This is a genomic window from Lutibacter sp., from assembly GCF_013041805.1.
Lineage (GTDB): Bacteria > Bacteroidota > Bacteroidia > Flavobacteriales > Flavobacteriaceae > Lutibacter.
This window is the reverse complement of the sequence record NZ_JABDRI010000006.1, coordinates 1-18,975: the sequence shown is the minus strand read 5'-3', so window position 1 is coordinate 18,975 and position 18,975 is coordinate 1. Positions and strand designations below refer to the sequence as shown.

Annotated in this window: 14 protein-coding genes and 1 tRNA gene; 7 read left to right on the top strand and 8 right to left on the bottom strand. The window is 31.5% G+C overall.

Annotated features, from left to right (window positions below):
* Positions 1-42 precede the first annotated feature (42 nt).
* The 6 genes from HKP59_RS00545 to HKP59_RS00515 all read right to left on the bottom strand — a co-directional run bounded on the left by HKP59_RS00545 (position 43) and on the right by HKP59_RS00515 (position 7,045).
* Positions 43-405 carry a response regulator gene (locus HKP59_RS00545; RefSeq protein ID WP_291802546.1) on the bottom strand — a complete coding sequence of 121 codons (363 nt, stop codon included), beginning with the start codon at positions 403-405 and terminating at the stop codon, positions 43-45.
* Between the two features lie 2 nt (positions 406-407).
* Positions 408-3,038, bottom strand: coding sequence for a sensor histidine kinase (locus HKP59_RS00540; RefSeq protein ID WP_291802545.1), 2,631 nt, complete (start codon positions 3,036-3,038; stop codon positions 408-410).
* Between the two features lie 261 nt (positions 3,039-3,299).
* Positions 3,300-4,991, bottom strand: a complete 1,692-nt coding sequence (locus HKP59_RS00530; RefSeq protein ID WP_291802542.1) for a sodium:solute symporter family protein — start codon at positions 4,989-4,991, stop codon at positions 3,300-3,302.
* Positions 4,992-5,015: 24 nt separating this feature from the next.
* Positions 5,016-5,270, bottom strand: coding sequence for a DUF4212 domain-containing protein (locus HKP59_RS00525; RefSeq protein WP_291802540.1), 255 nt, complete (start codon positions 5,268-5,270; stop codon positions 5,016-5,018).
* A 20-nt stretch (positions 5,271-5,290) separates the two neighbouring features.
* On the bottom strand, positions 5,291-6,517 hold the full coding sequence (locus HKP59_RS00520; protein WP_291802539.1) for a hypothetical protein: 1,227 nt from the start codon (positions 6,515-6,517) through the stop codon (positions 5,291-5,293).
* A gap of 114 nt (positions 6,518-6,631) precedes the next feature.
* Positions 6,632-7,045 carry a helix-turn-helix domain-containing protein gene (locus HKP59_RS00515; RefSeq protein WP_291802537.1) on the bottom strand — a complete coding sequence of 138 codons (414 nt, stop codon included), beginning with the start codon at positions 7,043-7,045 and terminating at the stop codon, positions 6,632-6,634.
* A gap of 192 nt (positions 7,046-7,237) precedes the next feature.
* Between HKP59_RS00515 and HKP59_RS00510 the strand changes: the two genes are divergently transcribed.
* From HKP59_RS00510 to HKP59_RS00485, 6 genes are all read left to right on the top strand, one after another.
* The gene (locus HKP59_RS00510) at positions 7,238-8,020 is read left to right on the top strand and encodes a sulfite exporter TauE/SafE family protein (RefSeq protein ID WP_291802536.1); all 783 of its coding nucleotides are present in this window, start codon (positions 7,238-7,240) and stop codon (positions 8,018-8,020) included.
* Positions 8,021-8,156: 136 nt separating this feature from the next.
* Complete coding sequence (gene gltB / locus HKP59_RS00505; RefSeq protein WP_291802535.1) at positions 8,157-12,671, top strand: glutamate synthase large subunit; 4,515 nt, start codon at positions 8,157-8,159, stop codon at positions 12,669-12,671.
* 1 nt (position 12,672) lies between these two features.
* On the top strand, positions 12,673-14,127 hold the full coding sequence (locus HKP59_RS00500) for a glutamate synthase subunit beta (protein ID WP_291802534.1): 1,455 nt from the start codon (positions 12,673-12,675) through the stop codon (positions 14,125-14,127).
* Positions 14,128-14,232: 105 nt separating this feature from the next.
* Complete coding sequence (locus tag HKP59_RS00495) at positions 14,233-15,399, top strand: alanine--glyoxylate aminotransferase family protein (protein ID WP_291802533.1); 1,167 nt, start codon at positions 14,233-14,235, stop codon at positions 15,397-15,399.
* 90 nt (positions 15,400-15,489) lie between these two features.
* Complete coding sequence (locus tag HKP59_RS00490) at positions 15,490-15,996, top strand: hypothetical protein (RefSeq protein ID WP_291802531.1); 507 nt, start codon at positions 15,490-15,492, stop codon at positions 15,994-15,996.
* An 11-nt stretch (positions 15,997-16,007) separates the two neighbouring features.
* Positions 16,008-16,565, top strand: coding sequence for a PepSY-associated TM helix domain-containing protein (locus HKP59_RS00485; RefSeq protein ID WP_291802530.1), 558 nt, complete (start codon positions 16,008-16,010; stop codon positions 16,563-16,565).
* A gap of 35 nt (positions 16,566-16,600) precedes the next feature.
* Here the strand turns inward: HKP59_RS00485 and aroC are convergent, their stop codons facing one another.
* Positions 16,601-17,650, bottom strand: coding sequence for a chorismate synthase (gene aroC / locus HKP59_RS00480; protein WP_291802528.1), 1,050 nt, complete (start codon positions 17,648-17,650; stop codon positions 16,601-16,603).
* 66 nt (positions 17,651-17,716) lie between these two features.
* The gene (locus HKP59_RS00475) at positions 17,717-18,469 is read right to left on the bottom strand and encodes a sulfite exporter TauE/SafE family protein (protein ID WP_291802527.1); all 753 of its coding nucleotides are present in this window, start codon (positions 18,467-18,469) and stop codon (positions 17,717-17,719) included.
* Positions 18,470-18,579: 110 nt separating this feature from the next.
* Between HKP59_RS00475 and HKP59_RS00470 the strand changes: the two genes are divergently transcribed.
* Positions 18,580-18,664, top strand: a tRNA-Ser gene (locus HKP59_RS00470).
* Positions 18,665-18,975 lie beyond the last annotated feature (311 nt).

Below are 18,975 nucleotides of genomic sequence, written 5' to 3'. Positions count from 1 at the left end.
TTAAACAATCCAAACTCCACTGGAGGCATATTTTATTCTTGATTATTTTAATAATTTTTTTACTTCTTTAACAATTTTTTTTGTTGAAAACGGTTTTGATATATATTTATCAGCTCCTAATTCTAGGCCTAACTCTATGTCTGCAATTTTATTTTTTGCTGATAGAAAAATAACTTTAATTGTATTTAAACCTTCAGTTGATTTTAAATGATGTAGTACTTGATAACCATCTACATTAGGCATCATAATATCTAATAAAACAATATCCGGTAATTTATTTTCTATAATATCTAAAGCTTCTGCACCATCCCTAGCTATAAAAACTTCAAAGTTTTCTTTTTTAAAAATATACTCTAATGACATTACAATATTTGGCTCGTCATCAACTATTAATATCTTCTTCATCTTTAATTTAAATTTATTGGTAATATAAATACTAATTGCGCTCCTTGTGGGTTTCTATTTGCTGCCCAAATTTTACCATTATGACTCTCAATAATTTGTTTACTAATGGCTAAGCCTAATCCACTACCTAAAGGTTTTAAAATGGTTTGATTTTTAGCTTGATAGAATTTTTTAAATATAGCTCCCAACTCATCTTTAGCAATTCCTCTGCCATTGTCTTCAACTGAAATTTGAATATTATTTTGGTAAATTGTTGTGCTTACAAATACTTCACCCTTGTTAACATCTGAAAATTTTATTGCATTTGACAATAAATTAATAAGTACTTGTTGAATTCTATCTTCATCATAAATAAGTTTAAGGTCTGTTATTTCCTTTGAGTTAATTTCTACATTTTTGCTTAATGCTAATTGATTAACGGCGTTGATAGATTTTTTAATAGTCTTCTTAATAGAATTTGTCTTTAAAATTAATTCACCTCTTCCTGAAGCTAGTTTTTCTAAATCTAAAATATTATTAATTAATCTATTAACTCTTTTACTCTCACTTAAAATACTTGACAAAAATTTATTTCGAACCCCACTTTCAATACTCTCATCTTCTAATAATATTTCTGAAAGAGCTCTAATTGAAGTGATTGGAGTTTTTAATTCGTGAGCAACCGTATCTAAAAATTCATCCTTCTGCTTATCTCTCTCTTGCAATTGTTTATTTGATTCTGTGGCTTTTTGTGTCTCATCTAAAATATTTAATACTTCCTTTAAGCTTATTTCTTCTTCTTTAACTACTGATGAAATTAAAATTCTTGAAGAAGCACTACCAATGCTTCCTGTTAACAATTTTTCAGAAAAATTCACTAATCTAGCATCTGCAATTTGAACATTATTATCAATATTATACTTTAGATAAAATAAATTCAATGCTCTTTCAGTTCTTTGCTCGCCTAAAAATCTTGTTAATACTTTTCTAATATCACTTACATAAGCTTCCCCTTTCCAAACGTAAGCATCTTCGTTTAAAGATGCATATTTGTTAGAATCAACAAACATCTCAGCAAAATTTCTTTCCCTATAACTTCCAATTTTATTCACTGAAACTAAAACATATACCATCAGATTAAAAAATATACTCCAGAAAAATGCTTGAGGAACAGGCTCAAAAATTTGCAATCCAAATAGCTCATACGGTTTAAGAAATTTTATTCCAAAAACACCTTCATTAATAAAAGAACTCGCTATTAATTGAGAATCAATTGTAAAAGGAATTACTAACGTATAAACTGTAACTAAAAAGCCAATAATTATTCCATACTTTGCTCCTTTCGAAGAACCTCTTCTCCAAAATAACCCACCAAAAAATGAAGGTGCCAATTGCGCTATTATTACAAAAGAAATTAAACCAATAGTTACAAGTGTTCTATTTAATGTAAAACTCCTGTAAAATAAATAAGCTAAAATTATTAGAGAAAAAATAGCTATTCTTCTAATCTTTTTAATGGACCCTATATTTTCTTTAGACTCCCTTTTACTATATTTCCTCAAAAAACCGTATGGAATTATCAAATTATTACTAAGCATGGTTGACAAGGCCAAACTCGAAATTACAACCATAGAAATTGCAGCCGAAAACCCACCGAAAAAAACCAACAATGCTAAAAATTCATGATTGTTTTTTAAGGGTAATAGCAATGTAAATAGATCAGGGCTTACATCTTGATTTTGAAAAATAATATTTCCTCCCCAAGCAATAAAAATTACAAAAATGTTGAATAAAAGCAAATACAGTGGAAATAACCAAGTAACTGTTTTTAAATACTTTTCACGCTGGTTTTCAACAACTGTAACTTGAAACTGTCTTGGTAAAAGCATAATGGCAAACAATGAAAGCATACTAAGAAAAAACCAATTAAAACCATCCTCTATACCTTGTATACTTTGTTGAGTCTCAAAATTTGGTAAAACAGAAGCTTTATTGTAAATATCTGTGGGACCATTAAACAAATAGAATGTTACATACACTCCAATAACCAAAAAGAAAATAAGTTTAATTATGGATTCTAAAGCAATGGCTGTAACAATTCCTTTATGTCTCTCTGAAGCATCTGTTTTTTGAGTTCCAAAAAAAGCGGCAAATAATGCTAAAAGTATTGCTATATAAAAAGTTGTATCATTAAAAATTGAATTCTCACTTAAACTATGATTTGTAATCACATTAAACGTTTCAGAAATAGCTTTTAGCTGCAAAGAAATATAGGGTACAATCGCCAATACACATATTACCGTTACTAATGCACCCAAAAACCGATCGTTACCATAGCGTAATGATATAAAATCTGCAATTGATGAAATTTTATTTCCTTTAGAAATTCTAATTATTTTCTTCATTAGTAATATCCAAACGGGAATAATAATAACAGGACCCAAATAAATTGTTAAAAACTTTAACCCTGAAGTTGCTGCTAAACCAACACTGCCATAATAAGTCCAAGCCGTACAATAAACAGCCAATGAAAGAGCATAAACATACGGGTTATTAACCCACATACTTTTTGAATTCTTTTCAGCCCAGTAGGCAACATAAAAAATAGCCGAGAGATAAACTATTATTATTGCTATCACTAAAAAACTATTCATAATACTTTTTTAAAATGATGAATGAAATAATGATACTAATAGCCCAAATAGAAAAAATATAAAAATAAGTTATTGGAAAACCAAAAATAGTTGCATTGCCACTAAATAAAAGAATTAATGGTATATTAAAAAAACATAAAAGTAGTACAGAAAGTACTATTAATTTTTGTTGATGTCTTTTTTTCACAAGTGTTATAATTAGTTTTAAATATACTAAAAGCAGCACTATAAAATAAAGTGCTGCTTAAAATTATCTATCTATTAGTGCGAGCTAGCTTCACCTGCTCCGGATGGTATTCTAATGTGTTCAACTATTTCTTGAACTTTTTCAGGTGGTGCTGATGTAAATCTTGAAACAACAATTGAAACTATAAAATTAACAACCATTGCAACTGTTCCAAATCCTTCAGGAGAAACTCCAAACCACCATTCACTTGCAGGTGGCATATCACCTATCCACCCTAATTTAAATTTCGCCATATAATAAAACATTAAAGACAACCCAACTATCATTCCTGATATTGCTCCCTCTTTGTTCATACGCTTATCAAAAATTCCTAATAAAATTGCAGGGAAAAATGAGGCTGCTGCTAATCCAAAAGCTAAGGCAACCACGGCGGCGACAAATCCAGGTGGATTTATTCCAAAATACCCAGCAATACAAACTGCAACAAATGCGCTTAAACGAGCTGCTATTAATTCTCCTTTCTCAGAAATATCAGGCTTTATAATTTTTTTAAATAAATCATGTGAAATGGATGATGCTATTACCAATAACAATCCGGCAGCTGTAGATAATGCTGCTGCAAGTCCTCCTGCTCCGACTAATGCTATCACCCAATTAGGTAATTGCGCTATTTCAGGATTTGCTAAGACCATAATATCACGATCAATAGTTAATTCATTCACTGATTTATCTGCAACATATTGAACAACTCCATCTCCATTTTTATCATCAAACTTCAACAATCCTGTTTTTTCCCAATTTCCAAACCAAGTTGGTAATTCAGCATACTCCGCATTACTAACTGTTTCAATTAGCTTAGTTCTAGCAAAAACAGCTACTGCAGGCACTGTTGTGTATAAAATTGCTATAAATAATAATGCCCAACCCGCAGAAACACGAGCATCTTTTACTCTAGGTACAGTAAAAAAACGTACAATTACGTGAGGTAAACCTGCAGTTCCAACCATTAAGGCAACGGTAATTGCAAATACATCAATCATTGACTTACTACCTGAAGTATATTCATGAAAACCAAGTTCTCGCTGTAATCCATCTAATTTATCTAATAAATATACACCATCTTCACCTGCTCCACCAAAACCAAGTTGAGGAATTGGATTTCCTGTCATTTGAAAAGAAATAAATATTGCTGGAACCATAAAAGCAAAAATTAACACACAGTATTGAGCAACTTGGGTATATGTTATTCCTTTCATACCGCCTAAAACAGCATAAAATAAAACAATTGCCATACCTATATATACACCTGTATCAATATCTACTTCTAAGTATCTCGAAAACACAATTCCAACTCCTCTCATTTGACCCGCTACATATGTAAAAGAAACAATTAATGCAGCGATTACAGCAACAATACGCGCCGTATTTGAATAGTACCGATCTCCAATAAAATCAGGCACTGTAAATTTTCCAAATTTTCTTAAATACGGTGCTAATAATAGTGCTAAAAGCACATAACCACCAGTCCAACCCATTAAGTAAACAGATCCGTCATATCCAGTAAAAGATACAATCCCTGCCAGTGATATAAAGGATGCCGCAGACATCCAGTCGGCAGCAGTAGCCATACCATTCATTATCGGAGGAACTCCTCCTCCAGCAACATAAAATTCTTTTGAAGATCCTGCTCTAGCCCAAATTGCAATTCCAATGTATAAGGCAAATGTTATTCCAACAAGTATCCATGTCCATGTTAATATTCCCATGATTTTTTAATTTTTAAAGATTAATTATTCATCAACACCATATTTTTTGTCTAGTTTATTCATCAATTTTACATAAACGAATATTAAGACAACAAACACATACATTGATCCTTGTTGTGCGAACCAAAAACCAAGCTTAAAACCTCCAAGTTTAATCTCATTTAATTGATCAACTAATAAAATTCCAAATACATAGGAAACTAAAAACCATATACTTAGCAAAATTGCTAAATACCTAATATTTTCTTTCCAATATGCTTTCATACTTTCTTTTGACATAATTGTTTAATTTAAATTTATTAAAGGTAAATCATAGCCTGAAGCGCAACAGTACCTGTACTAGTAGCTCCAAATTTTTCATTTTTATATTCTAACGTTAACTTCGAATTGTGACCGCTTAAATAAAGATTAGCTCCAGCACCAAAAACATTACGGTTATCAGCAATAGCGTCGTAACTATTTGAGGCAAAAGACAGGTAAGGTTGAAATCTAGATTTTGTAACATCTCCTTTAATTACATATCCAACATGCGTATAAAACATGCTTCCTGTTCCATAAGCACTATACAAATAATCCTTACCGTAATCATTAGATTGATATGTAGCATATGCAGTAATTGCACTACCATCATCATTTATAGGCGCATCATAAAACGCATCTATAGCCATAATTGAAACATTCTCTCCTTTTAATTCGCTAGTTTGTGTTGATATAACAGATCCACTAGGATGCGCAAAAAAACCAGCACCTACATTAAAGACTTTTTTAGTTCCTAAATAAGTACCTACTCTATACGGTAAGAAATTAGATTCCCCGTCTAAAAAATTGAATTCAAAATAGCCAGCATAAGCAAAACCTGCATCTTTAGATCCTAAAATTCTTTTTCCTCCATAGACAGCTGAGCCTCCATTTTCAGGAGTACGCATATCTAGTCCATTTGTAATTGCATCATTTATTGCAAGCTGATACTTGAATTTTTTTCCGAATTTACCTTTGAAATAAATTCCAACGTGACGCGCAAATTGATCTGATATTCCGATTGTAGCCCAAGATTGACGATTATTATCAAGGGTTAACAAATTTAAAGTGCTTTGATTATTTAATCTTGAAATACCATTCCAATAATGCAAACCAGCACCAATAGCGTGTGAATCAGACAAACTCCATTCACCCCATACGTCGTGCATAAATAGCTGAGCGCCATCACCTTTTCCAACGGGATGCAACGTTGAGCTATTCAAACTATTTAATCCAAAATGAGTTACTAATAAAAATTTATTTGTAATTTGAGAAAGTGTTAAAACTCTGGCTCTACGTACATTAAAACTAACATTATTTGTATTATCAGGAACATTGTCATTATATATTGCCTGAAATTGCCCCCAAGAAATAATCCTTAAGTATTTACTACCATCTTCATTGAACTTTACCTTGAAACCACCATTATAATCTGGTGAACCTTGAGAAAAAGAAAATTGAAATGCGAGTAGACAAATACTAAGAATTAGTAATTTGTATTTTTTCATCTTGTAAATTTTTGGTTAGTTAATCGAAAATATTTTGTTCTAAATATTCACTACAAGATGAAAATAAATAATAGTTAAATAAAAAATGATATATATATCTGCTAAATAGTATAGCTAATCCTTAAAACGCTCCCACCGAATTAACATATACTTATCTCCTAATTCTGTAACAATTACCCCCGCTCCAATCAAATTTTTATTTTCAGAAAAGTACTTCGCTAATTCAGTAGCATTTAAAATTTTATACGTAGAATGATATTCAAAACTGTAAGGGCGCTTAATATTATATTTCTTTACCCAGTTTATAATACTTACGTGTGATATTCCAAGTATTCGCTCTATTTCTCTATAACTTAGCCCCTCTAAATATAACTGTAATGCTTTATTAACATAATAGGAATCAATTTGTTTTCCAATCTTATTGACAGTAAAAAAATAATTGCATTTTTTGCACTTATAGCGCTGTCTACCCTTTATTATGCCGCTCTTAACATACTCCTTTGATCTACAATTTGGACAAAATTCCATACTTCTATATATTAATTTAGCATAAATATATTAATTTAGCATAATATACACGAATAAACTTTAACATTATTAAATCTAAAAGGAACAATACCATATAATTATAGAGCCACTAATTATAAATTGAATTTAATATTCATTTAGTGAAGTAAATAAAATTAATAATTTTATTTTTGACCTTCATTATTAAAATTTATGGATATACACTTGGTACTTGAAGCAATTTATACAAACTGGGAAATTATACTTTTATTTTTTGTGATTGCAATTTTGTATTCCTCTTTTGGATTTGGAGGTGGCTCAAGCTATCTAGCTGTTTTAGCTTTAAGTTCATTAGCTTTTACACAACTGAGAGCAATTGCCTTGCTTTGTAATATTGTGGTTGTTTCAGGAGGTACCTACTTATATATTAAAAACAAATTGTTCAATTGGAGAAAAATAGTTCCGTTAGTACTCATAAGTATTCCTTTGGCTTTTATAGGAGGATATTTAAAAATTAGTCAAGTGTTTTTCTTTGTTTTATTAGGAATTACTTTAATTGTTGCCGCTGTTTTAATGTGGAGTTCAAAATATATTACAAAAAAATCTGAAACTTATAATTTTAAAAATTCGTTGACTAAAGATGTTTCTTACGGAGGGCTTATAGGTTTTGTTTCAGGAATGGTTGGAATTGGTGGAGGCATATTTCTGGCTCCTTTATTACACTTAACCAAATGGGATACTCCTAAAAGAATAGCTGCTACTTCAAGTTTTTTTATTTTAGTCAACTCAATGGCCGGTCTAGGAGGGCAATATTTTAATCCAGATTTTTCTATTGAACCGATAATAACTATAATTCTAATGTGTACTGTATTTGTTGGCGGGCAAATTGGCTCAAGACTAAGTATTACATTAATTTCTCCTTCTAATGTTAAAAAAGGAACAGCACTATTAATTGCTTTCGTTGGCTTAAGAATTCTATGGAAGTATTTACTTTAAAAAATAGGGATTTTATTTTTTTAAATTATTTTTAATACAATTCATTATTCTATGAATTTACTATAACGTATTCGTAGATTTTTAAAGTATTTACTGCTATATTTTCTATTTTTACCATAATTCTATAAATGTATTTATGATATTAAAACAAGGACTATACACACCTGAATTTGAACATGAAAACTGTGGTGCAGGATTTATATGTAATTTGAATGGGAAGAAAACAAATCAAATCATCCACGATGCTTTAGAAATTTTAGTAAAACTAGAACATCGGGGTGGAGTAAGTTCTGATGGTAAAACTGGAGATGGAGCAGGTATTTTAATAGATATTCCGCATAAATATTTTAATAGAGTTTGTAAATTTAAATTACCTCCCATTAGAGAATATGCAGTGGCAATGGTATTTCTGCCAAAGATAAAAAATCAGTATTCATATTGTAAAGAACTATTTGAAAAAGAAATTACAAATCAAGGGCTGGAAATTCTAGGATGGAGAAAAGTCCCCGTTGATTCTTCTCAATTAGGTGAAATCGCATTAAATAAAGAGCCTACTATCATACAAATTTTTGTTGGCAAAGGTGAAATTAAAAAAGAGGCAATTTTTAAAGCAAAAATTTATGCTGCACGAAAAATTGCAGAACATAAAATAGCGGCTTCAAAAATGTCTCAAAGTAACTATTTCTACGTTTCAAGTTTTTCACATACCACACTTATTTATAAAGGTATAATTATGCCTGAAGATATTGGGCCTTATTTTATTGATTTACAACAACCAGATTTAGTGACAAGATTAGCACTTGTACACCAACGATTTTCAACCAATACAATGCCTTCTTGGGAATTAGCCCAACCTTTTAGACTGATGTGCCAAAATGGAGAAATAAATACACTAAGAGGTAATGTAAGTAGAATGCGCGTTCGTGAAGAAATTATGCAAAGTGATATTTTTGGTGATCAAATTGAGAAATTATTTCCAATTATTTTACCTGGAAAATCTGATTCTGCTTCTATGGATATGGTGATAGAATTATTAACGCTTTCAGGAAGATCTTTACCTGAAGTTATGATGATGATGATTCCCGAAGCTTGGGAAAAACATGTTACCATGTCTGAAGAAAGAAAAGCATTTTACGAATACAATGCTTGTATTATGGAGCCTTGGGATGGTCCAGCTTCAATTCCTTTTACAGATGGTGACTATATTGGTGCACTTTTAGACCGTAATGGATTAAGACCTTCCCGATACACGGTAACAAAAAGTGGTAAATTAATCATGTCTTCTGAAATTGGTGTTGTTGATATTGCGCCTGAAGACATTGAAAAACATGGAAGGTTAGAACCCGGAAAAATGTTTTTGGTTGATATGAATGAAGGAAGAATTATTAATGATGAAGAAATAAAAGCCAAAATTGTTCTAGAAAGGCCGTATAAAAAGTGGCTAGACAAAACTCGAAAAAATTTAAAAGATATTCCAGAAACAAAAGAAATTCATAAAGTTGAAACCTTAGATTTAAAAACACGATCGCGATTATTTAATTACACAACCGAAGATATTCAGGTAGTGGTTACTCCTATGGCTCAAAATGGCAAAGAGGCTCTTGGTTCTATGGGAATTGATACACCATTGGCTGTTTTATCTGATAGACCTCAACTAATTTCAAACTATTTTAAGCAATTATTTGCGCAGGTTACAAACCCTCCCTTAGATGGTATTAGAGAAGAAATTGTTACAGATATTAGTTTAGCTTTAGGTAAAGATCGAAATATTTTTAGCATTTCAGAAAGGCAATGTAGAAAGCTTAAGATTCAAAATCCTGTAATTTCTAACAAAGATTTAGAAAAAATAAGAAATATCTCGTTAGCCGATTTTAAATCAATTACAATTGAAATTCTTTACAAAAAAGAAAGAGGATTAAACGGTTTAGAAGATGCACTAGAAGATATTGTAAATCAAGTGTCAAATGCTGTTGATAACAAAACAAACATCATTATTTTATCTGATAGAGGTGTAAATAAAGAATTTGCTCCTATTCCGGTTTTATTAGCGTGTTCGTACGTTCATCATTCATTAAATCGACTAAGAAAACGTTCATATTTTGATATTGTTATTGAATCTGCTGAACCTAGAGAACCTCATCAATTTGCTACTTTATTTGGTTATGGTGCAAGTGCAATTAATCCATATATGGTGAATGAAATTATTCGGGTTCAAGTTCAAAAAGGATTTATTACGAACCTTAATGAACAACAAGCTGTCGACAATTTTAACCAAGCTATTGGAAAAGGTATTTTAAAAATTATGAATAAAATTGGAATCTCTACATTGCATTCATATAGAGGTTCTCAAATTTTTGAGATTGTTGGTTTTAACTCAAAATTTGTTCAAAAATACTTCCCATATACAACTTCAAGAATTGAAGGAATTGGTTTATATGAAATTGAAAAAGAAATTTCTAAAAGATATGACTACGCATATCCTAAAACATTAATTAAAAATAGATTAGGACTTAATATTGGTGGCCATTATCGTTGGAGACGAGGTGGAGAAAAACACTTATTCAATCCAACAACAGTATCAAAATTACAACAAGCCGTTCGACTAAGTGATCAAAAAAGTTATGATGCTTATGCTAAAGCTGTAAATGATCAAGCGAAACACTTAATGACTATTCGAGGTTTATTTGAATTTAACAACTTTGACCCCATCCCTATTGATGAAGTTGAACCTTGGACAGAAATAGTAAAACGTTTTAAAACGGGAGCCATGTCTTACGGATCAATTTCACGAGAAGCGCATGAGAACTTAGCGATTGCTATGAATCGTATTGGTGGTAAAAGTAATTCAGGTGAAGGTGGTGAAGATAGAAGACGTTTTCAAAAAGATGTAAATGGTGATAGTCGTAATTCAGCAATTAAACAAGTAGCATCCGGTCGATTTGGAGTCACTTCACATTATTTAACCAATGCTGAAGAAATTCAAATTAAAATGGCACAAGGAGCTAAACCTGGTGAAGGTGGACAATTGCCAGGGGAAAAAGTATTACCTTGGATTGCATCTGCAAGAAATTCAACTCCTTTTGTAGGATTAATTTCTCCTCCTCCACATCATGACATTTATTCAATTGAAGATTTAGCACAATTAATTTTCGATTTAAAAAATGCAAATAGAGAAGCCAGAATTAATGTAAAATTAGTTTCTGAAGTTGGTGTTGGTACTATTGCAGCTGGTGTTGCAAAAGCAAAAGCTGATGTGGTTTTAATTTCGGGCTATGACGGTGGGACAGGTGCTTCTCCTTTAACTTCATTAAAACACGCAGGCTTACCTTGGGAACTTGGTTTGGCAGAAGCACAACAAACATTGGTGCTAAATAACCTAAGGAGTAGAATTGTTGTTGAATGTGATGGGCAGTTAAAAACGGGACGAGATGTTGCTATCGCTGCTCTTTTAGGAGCTGAAGAATTTGGTTTTGCAACTGCTCCATTAGTAGCTTCTGGCTGTATTATGATGAGAAAATGTCATTTAAATACGTGTCCAGTTGGTATTGCAACCCAAGATAAAGAGCTACGGAAAAACTTTAAAGGCACCCCAGAACACGTGATTAATTTCTTCTTTTATATTGCAGAGGAATTACGCGGAATCATGGCTCAATTAGGTTTTAGAACTATGGAAGAAATGATTGGGCAAACTTCAAAAATAAATTCTAATAAAGCCATTACACATTATAAAGCTAAAGGTTTAGATTTATCTTCAATTTTATATGTACCTGAAGGCTATGACAAAATGGATTTAAGAAATTCTGAAAAGCAAGAGCACTTTTTAGATGAGGTACTCGATTTAGAAATTTTAAAAGATTCACATAGAGCCTTATTTAGAAAAGAAAAGATGGTTTTAAACTATCCTATTTGTAATATGGATCGCTCTGTAGGTGCCATAGTAAGTAATGAAATTTCGAAAGTGTATGGTCATTTAGGTTTGCCAGAAGATACCTTAAGTATTAATTTTACTGGTTCTGCTGGTCAAAGTTTTGGTGTTTTTGGGACCCACGGATTAACTTTTACAATTGAAGGAAATAGTAACGATTATTTAGGAAAAGGGCTATCTGGAGCAAAAATTATCGTAAAAAAACCAGTAAAAGCAAATTTTCGTGCTGAAGATAATATTATTGTTGGTAATGTATGTTTATTTGGAGCTATTGAAGGTGAAGCCTATATAAATGGAATCGCTGGTGAACGTTTTGCCGTTCGTAATTCAGGAGCAACTGCCATAGTTGAAGGTGTTGGCGATCACGGATGTGAATATATGACAGGCGGAAAAGTAATTGTGCTCGGTAAAACAGGACGTAATTTTGCAGCAGGAATGAGTGGTGGTATTGCTTTTATCTACGATCTTGAAAATAAATTTATAAATGGTTTGTGTAACACTGAAACAATTGAATTTGACCCTATTGAAAAACAAGATGCTGAGGATTTAAAAGAATTAATTGAAAAACATGTGCTTTATACAAATAGTAATAGAGGTAAAGAATTATTAAAAGATTGGGGAAAAAGCTTAAGTCACTTTGTTAAAGTAATGCCAATAGAGTATAAAAGTGCTTTAAAACGTTTAGAAACTGAAGAGCCAATGATAGAAGAATTAACAGCATTATAGTATGGGAAAAATAACAGGTTTTAAAGAATATCAAAGAAAAGACGAAACATATAAGTCCGTTAAAGAACGTGTTACTCATTATAACGAGTTCACAAAACCACTAGCTGAAGCTGACATTACAAATCAAGGATCTCGCTGTATGGATTGTGGAATTCCTTTTTGTCACAGTGCATGTCCTCTTGGAAACTTAATTCCCGATTTTAATGAAATGGTGCATAAAGGAGAATGGAAAAAGGCTTCCTATATTTTGCATACTACAAATAATTTTCCTGAATTTACAGGACGTTTATGTCCTGCGCCATGCGAGCAAGCTTGTGTACTAGGAATTATAGACAACCCTATTTCAATTGAAAATATTGAAAAAAATATAGTTGAACGTGCATTTAGAGAAGGATGGATTAAAGCTCAAACGCCAAGTACACAAACGGGTAAAACTGTAGCAATAGTTGGATCAGGACCAGCAGGATTAGCAGCCGCACAACAATTAAATAGAGCTGGACATAAAGTCACCGTTTTTGAACGAGATGATGAAATTGGTGGATTATTACGCTATGGAATACCAAATTTTAAATTAGAAAAAGACATTATAAATAGGAGAATTGCAATATTAAAAGAAGAGGGTATTGAATTTTACACTAATGTAAATGTTGGTGTAAATTATTCAATAAAAAAATTAAATGAATTTGATGCCGTGGTTTTATGCGGTGGAGCAACAGAACGCAGAAGCTTGCCTACTAAAGGTATTGAAAGTAAAGGAGTTGTTCAAGCCATGGATTTCTTAACTCAAGCTACAAAGGTTGTTTTAGGAAAAAAAGTTAAAGATCAGGTTTTAGCAACCAATAAAAATGTAATTGTAATTGGTGGTGGTGATACAGGTTCAGATTGTATTGGTACTTCAAATCGTCAAGGTGCAACATCAGTAACTAATTTCGAAATTATGCCAAAACCACCTGGAAAAAGAAGTCCAACAACGCCTTGGCCTTTTTGGCCTCTTCAATTAAAAACATCCACTTCACATAAGGAAGGTTGCGAAAGAAATTGGTTGATAAATACCAAAGAATTTATAAGTAATGAAAAAGGTGAGCTAACAGGCTTAAAAACAGTTAAAGTTGAGTGGAAGATGAATCCTGGTGAAAGACCTCAGTTAATTGAAATTGAGGGAACTGAAAAAACGTGGCCTTGTGATTTAGCATTGCTCGCATTAGGTTTTACAGGTCCTGAATCTACTTTAAGCGAGCAATTAGGTGTAAAAGTTGATAGTCGAAGTAATTATATTGGAAATGAATACCAAACCAATATACCTCATATTTTTACTGCTGGAGATATGCGTAGAGGACAATCGCTAATTGTTTGGGCTATTTCAGAGGGTAGAGAAGCTGCAAGAAAAGTAGATCAATACTTAATGGGCTATAGTAATTTACCTACTAAAGGCGAAGGAGATTTACCAGCAATGTAATAATTTTTTTATAATTATTCATTACATAAAATACTTCTAAGTTACACAAAACGTCAACTATGTTTTGTAAATTTCACCTTTCAATTATCAAAACACGTTTAAAATATGAAAGGTAGAAAACTATTAATGATTCCTGGACCAATTGAATTTGAACCAGATGTACTACAAGCCCTAGGTGCTCCAACTGATAGTCACGTCTCAGCCGATTTTATTGAAATTTTTGGAAATTCTTTAGAATTAATGCGAACTGTTTGGCAAAGTCCAACAGGTCAACCTTTTATAATGGCAGGCTCTGGAACATTAGCAATGGATATGGCAGCAGTAAATTTAATTGAACCAAATGATAATGTATTAATTATTTCTACCGGATATTTTGGAGAACGATATGCTAATATTTGTAAACGTTATGGAGCCAACGTTACTATTTTAACTACTGAAGTTGGTGATACAGTTTCATTAAATACTATTGAAGAAGAACTTTCTTCCAAGAAATACAAACTCCTTACAATAACACATGTTGATACTTCAACAAGCGTTTTAGTTGATCCTGAGCCAATCGCTAAACTTGCCAAAAAATATGATACTTTAAGTATTTTAGATGGTGTTTGTTCTGTGGCTGGTGAAGAAATTAAACAAGACAAATGGGGAATTGATGTTGTGTTTACTGCTTCTCAAAAAGCCATTGGAGTCCCACCAGGATTGGCTTTATTAATGGTTTCTGAAAAAGCAATGAATGTTTTTAAAAACAGAAAAACATTGGTTCAAAATTATTATGCTGACTTTACCAATTGGCTACCAATTATGGAAGCTTATGAAAATAGAAACCCCTCCTATTTTGGAACACCTTCAGTAAATTTAATTTCTGCATTGGAGGTTAGTTTACAATATATTGTTTCAGAAGGAATAGAAAATCGTTTTTTACGTCATAAACAAATAGCAACGGCTTTTAGAGAGGCGATGTTAGCTTTAGGCCTTCAATTATTACCATTTCAAAAAGACATTTCAGCAAACACTTTAACGGCAATTTATTATCCTGAAAATATAGATGGTGGCACTTTTCTAAAACACATTGGAAATAATGATATTATTTTAGCAGGAGGTTTACTTCCATCACATAAAACTCAATATTTTAGAGTTGGACATATGGGAAGTGTAAATAACAATGATACTTTAGCAACTATTAGTGCCATTGAAAGTAGTTTAATAGCATGTAATTATGCTTTTGAAACTGGAATTGGAGTTAAAACTGCACTTAAAATTTTAAACTCTTAATAAAAATAAACTGATATTAATCATTATTTTTTTTGTGTATCAATTGTAACTTAGCCCTCATTCAATTAATAAACATAAAATTAAAAAATAATGAAAAAATTTGTATTTGTTTTAGCACTAATTGTTGCTGTAATTTCTTGTAAAACTGAAAATAAAAAAGTTGAAGAAATAAAAACTGTTGAAACTCCAATGTTAGCTATTGGCGAATTTGATACCAAAGCAGGTGAGTTTGTAAATAAAGAGATTAAAATTAATGGTATTGTAGATCACGTATGTAAGCATGGTGGTAAGAAAATATTGATGGCAACAGATGAAGGTAATGTTCACGTAAATTCAGATGAACGATTTGACGAGGCATTAAAAGGAAATCAAATTACTGTAACTGGTATTGTGGTTGAAGAAAGAATTGATGAGTCTGATTGTTTAAAAATGGAAGAAGATCTTATTAAAAGTCATTCTGAAGGACTTACAAATGAGGAGCAAATGAAAGCTCAAAAAGAACATATTCAACAATATAGAGATCAAATGAAGGCTGAAAACAAAGCTTATGTCTCAAATTACTCATTAAAATATGTAAATCACTCTAAAGTTGACTAGTTAGGATGGCTATGAAAACTTTACGAAAATGGAGTAGAATACTTCATAGAGATATTGGTTTCTTTTTTATAGGAACAACCTTAATTTATGCTATTTCAGGTATTGCATTAAATCATATGGCTGATTGGAATCCAAATTATCAAGTTGAGACAAATCATTTTTCAACTACAATTAATTTAGAAAATACAGCTTTGGTAAAAAGTAATATTTTAAATTTATTAGATGAGGTTGATTCTAGAAAAAACTATAAAAGTCATTATTATTCAAATGAAAATACACTTAAAATATTTTTAAAAGGAGGATCTTCAGTATTGGTAAATATTAATAATGGAAATGGGATAGCTGAGTATTTAAAAAGGCGTTCTGTTATTTATGAATCAAATTATTTACACTATAACCCAAATAGAATTTGGACTTGGTTTTCTGATATTTATGCAGGGGCGTTAATTTTATTTGTTGTGACTTCTTTTTTTATAACAAAAGGAAAAAAAGGAATTACTGGAAGAGGCGGAATTTACACCGCACTTGGAATTATTATTCCAATACTTTTCCTATTATATTTTATGTAATAAAAAAGGCTAAAATTTAATTTTAGCCTTTTTTATTAGTTATTTAGCAACATAAAATCAGTTAAAACCATTGCTGCCAATGCCTCAACAATTGGCACAGCTCTAGGAACCACACAAGGATCGTGGCGACCTTTACCTTGCATTTCTAAAACATTTCCGTCTTTATCAATTGTAGATTGTAGTTTCATAATTGTTGCTACAGGTTTAAAAGCAACTCGAAAATAGATATCCATTCCATTACTTATTCCACCTTGTATTCCTCCAGAAAGGTTAGATTTTGTACTTCCATCCGCGTTAAAAATATCATTATGCTCACTTCCTTTCATTCTAGCTCCACAAAACCCACTTCCATATTCAAAACCTTTTACTGCATTTATAGATAACATTGCCTTTCCTAATTGCGCATGTAATTTATCAAAAATTGGTTCTCCTAAACCAACAGGAACATTTTGAATAACACAGGTTATTGTGCCTCCAATTGTATCTCCCTGCTTTTTAATCTCTTCAATTCGCGCTATCATTTTTTTAGCAGAATTTTCATCAGGACAGCGAACAATATTGTTCTCTATTTTAGTAAAATCAACATCTTGATATGGTTTTTCCATAAAAATATCACCTACTGATGATGTAAATGCGTTAATTTTAATTTCAGGTATTACTTGTTTAGCTACCGCACCTCCAACAACCCAGTTCGCAGTTTCACGTGCTGATGTTCTTCCTCCACCGCGATAATCTCTATTACCGTACTTTTTATCATATGTATAATCTGCATGTGAAGGACGATAAGAATCCTTTATATGTGAATAATCTTTTGAACGTTGGTGTACATTTTTAATAATGAAACCAATAGATGCTCCCGTAGTTTTTCCTTCAAAAATTCCTGATAAAAATTGAATCTCGTCAGGCTCTTTTCGTTGAGTAACAATTTTTGATTGCCCAGGTTTTCTTCTATCCATTTCATTTTGAATAGCAATTAAATCAAGTTTTACCCCTGCAGGACAACCATCAATTATACCTCCAATTGCTTCACCATGAGATTCTCCAAAAGTTGTTAATGTATATAATTTACCGAATGAATTAGCCATATAATTGATTTAAACACAAATGTAAAAAAAGAATTTAATTGAAGGTTTATTTATGAATGTAAAAAATTAATAAAACCACAGTTTTATTGCCAAAATAATAACCATCACAATTAAAAATTTTCTAACTAGTTGATCTCCTTTATTTACAGACCACCTGCTAGCAAACCAGCCTCCAGCAGCATTTCCAATAGCAAGCGTTAATCCCATTTGCCAATCAATTTTATTATTATACGCAAAAACAAGTACAGAACCAATTATATAAATTAATACAACGGTTACTTTAACAGCATTACTTTTTACTAAGGAAAGATTATTTACTGAAGATAAAACTAACAAAATAATAAAACCCACTCCTGCTTGAATGAATCCACCATAGATACCCACAAAAAAGAAAAGTATAATACTTAACCATAAATGCTTTCCTGAAGTTCTTTCTATTATATTTCCAATTGTATTTTTAGGTTTAAAAACCATATAAAAAACAATTATAACCATAATCATGGCTAAAATTTTATTAAACGTTTCACCTTTAATATCAACTGCAATTTGAGACCCAATTAAAGAACCTACTAAAGCAGATATTCCAACATATATACTAAAAGGGAACGTTATTATTCCTTTACTTTTAAAACCAGCAGTTGTAAAAATATTTTGAAACAAAATGGCAATCCTATTGGTACCATTTGCTACGCTTGGTGGCAAACCTAAAAAAATTAATATAGGTAACGTTAATAATGAGCCTCCTCCTGCAATTGTATTTATTGAGCCCGCAACAAAACCAATAACAATTAAACCTAATACTTCAAGCGCTATATCCATCTAAAAAAATAAAAATCAAATGTAGTGTAAAAATTATTAAAAATATTTTCAAAAAAAGACTAAAAAGTTTGAGCAAAACAAAAAAGGGTTTTATATTTGCCCTCGCTAATGGAGAATTGGCAGAGTGGTCGAATGCGGCAGTCTTGAAAACTGTTGAGGGTCACACCTCCGGGGGTTCGAATCCCTCATTCTCCGCTGAAAGCCTTGCATTTTATGTGAGGCTTCTTTTTTTACATCACTTTTTAGTGACCGAGAAACACCTCAACAACCTATAATCAAGTAGTTTACACTCTCCTTCAAGGGATTAAGTGCTTTTTTATGTTTTATTTACAAAACATAAAAATCTACTTAAAAACTCATACCACAGTTACCCTATGAGTTACCCTCTTATTTTTGAAAAACTAGGGTAACTAAATCCCTAGGGTATCCCTAGCAATCCTTAGCTATTCATTTGATTTTCTGAGACTTTTGCATAATAATTTTAAAACTTAAACTATGATTAAACA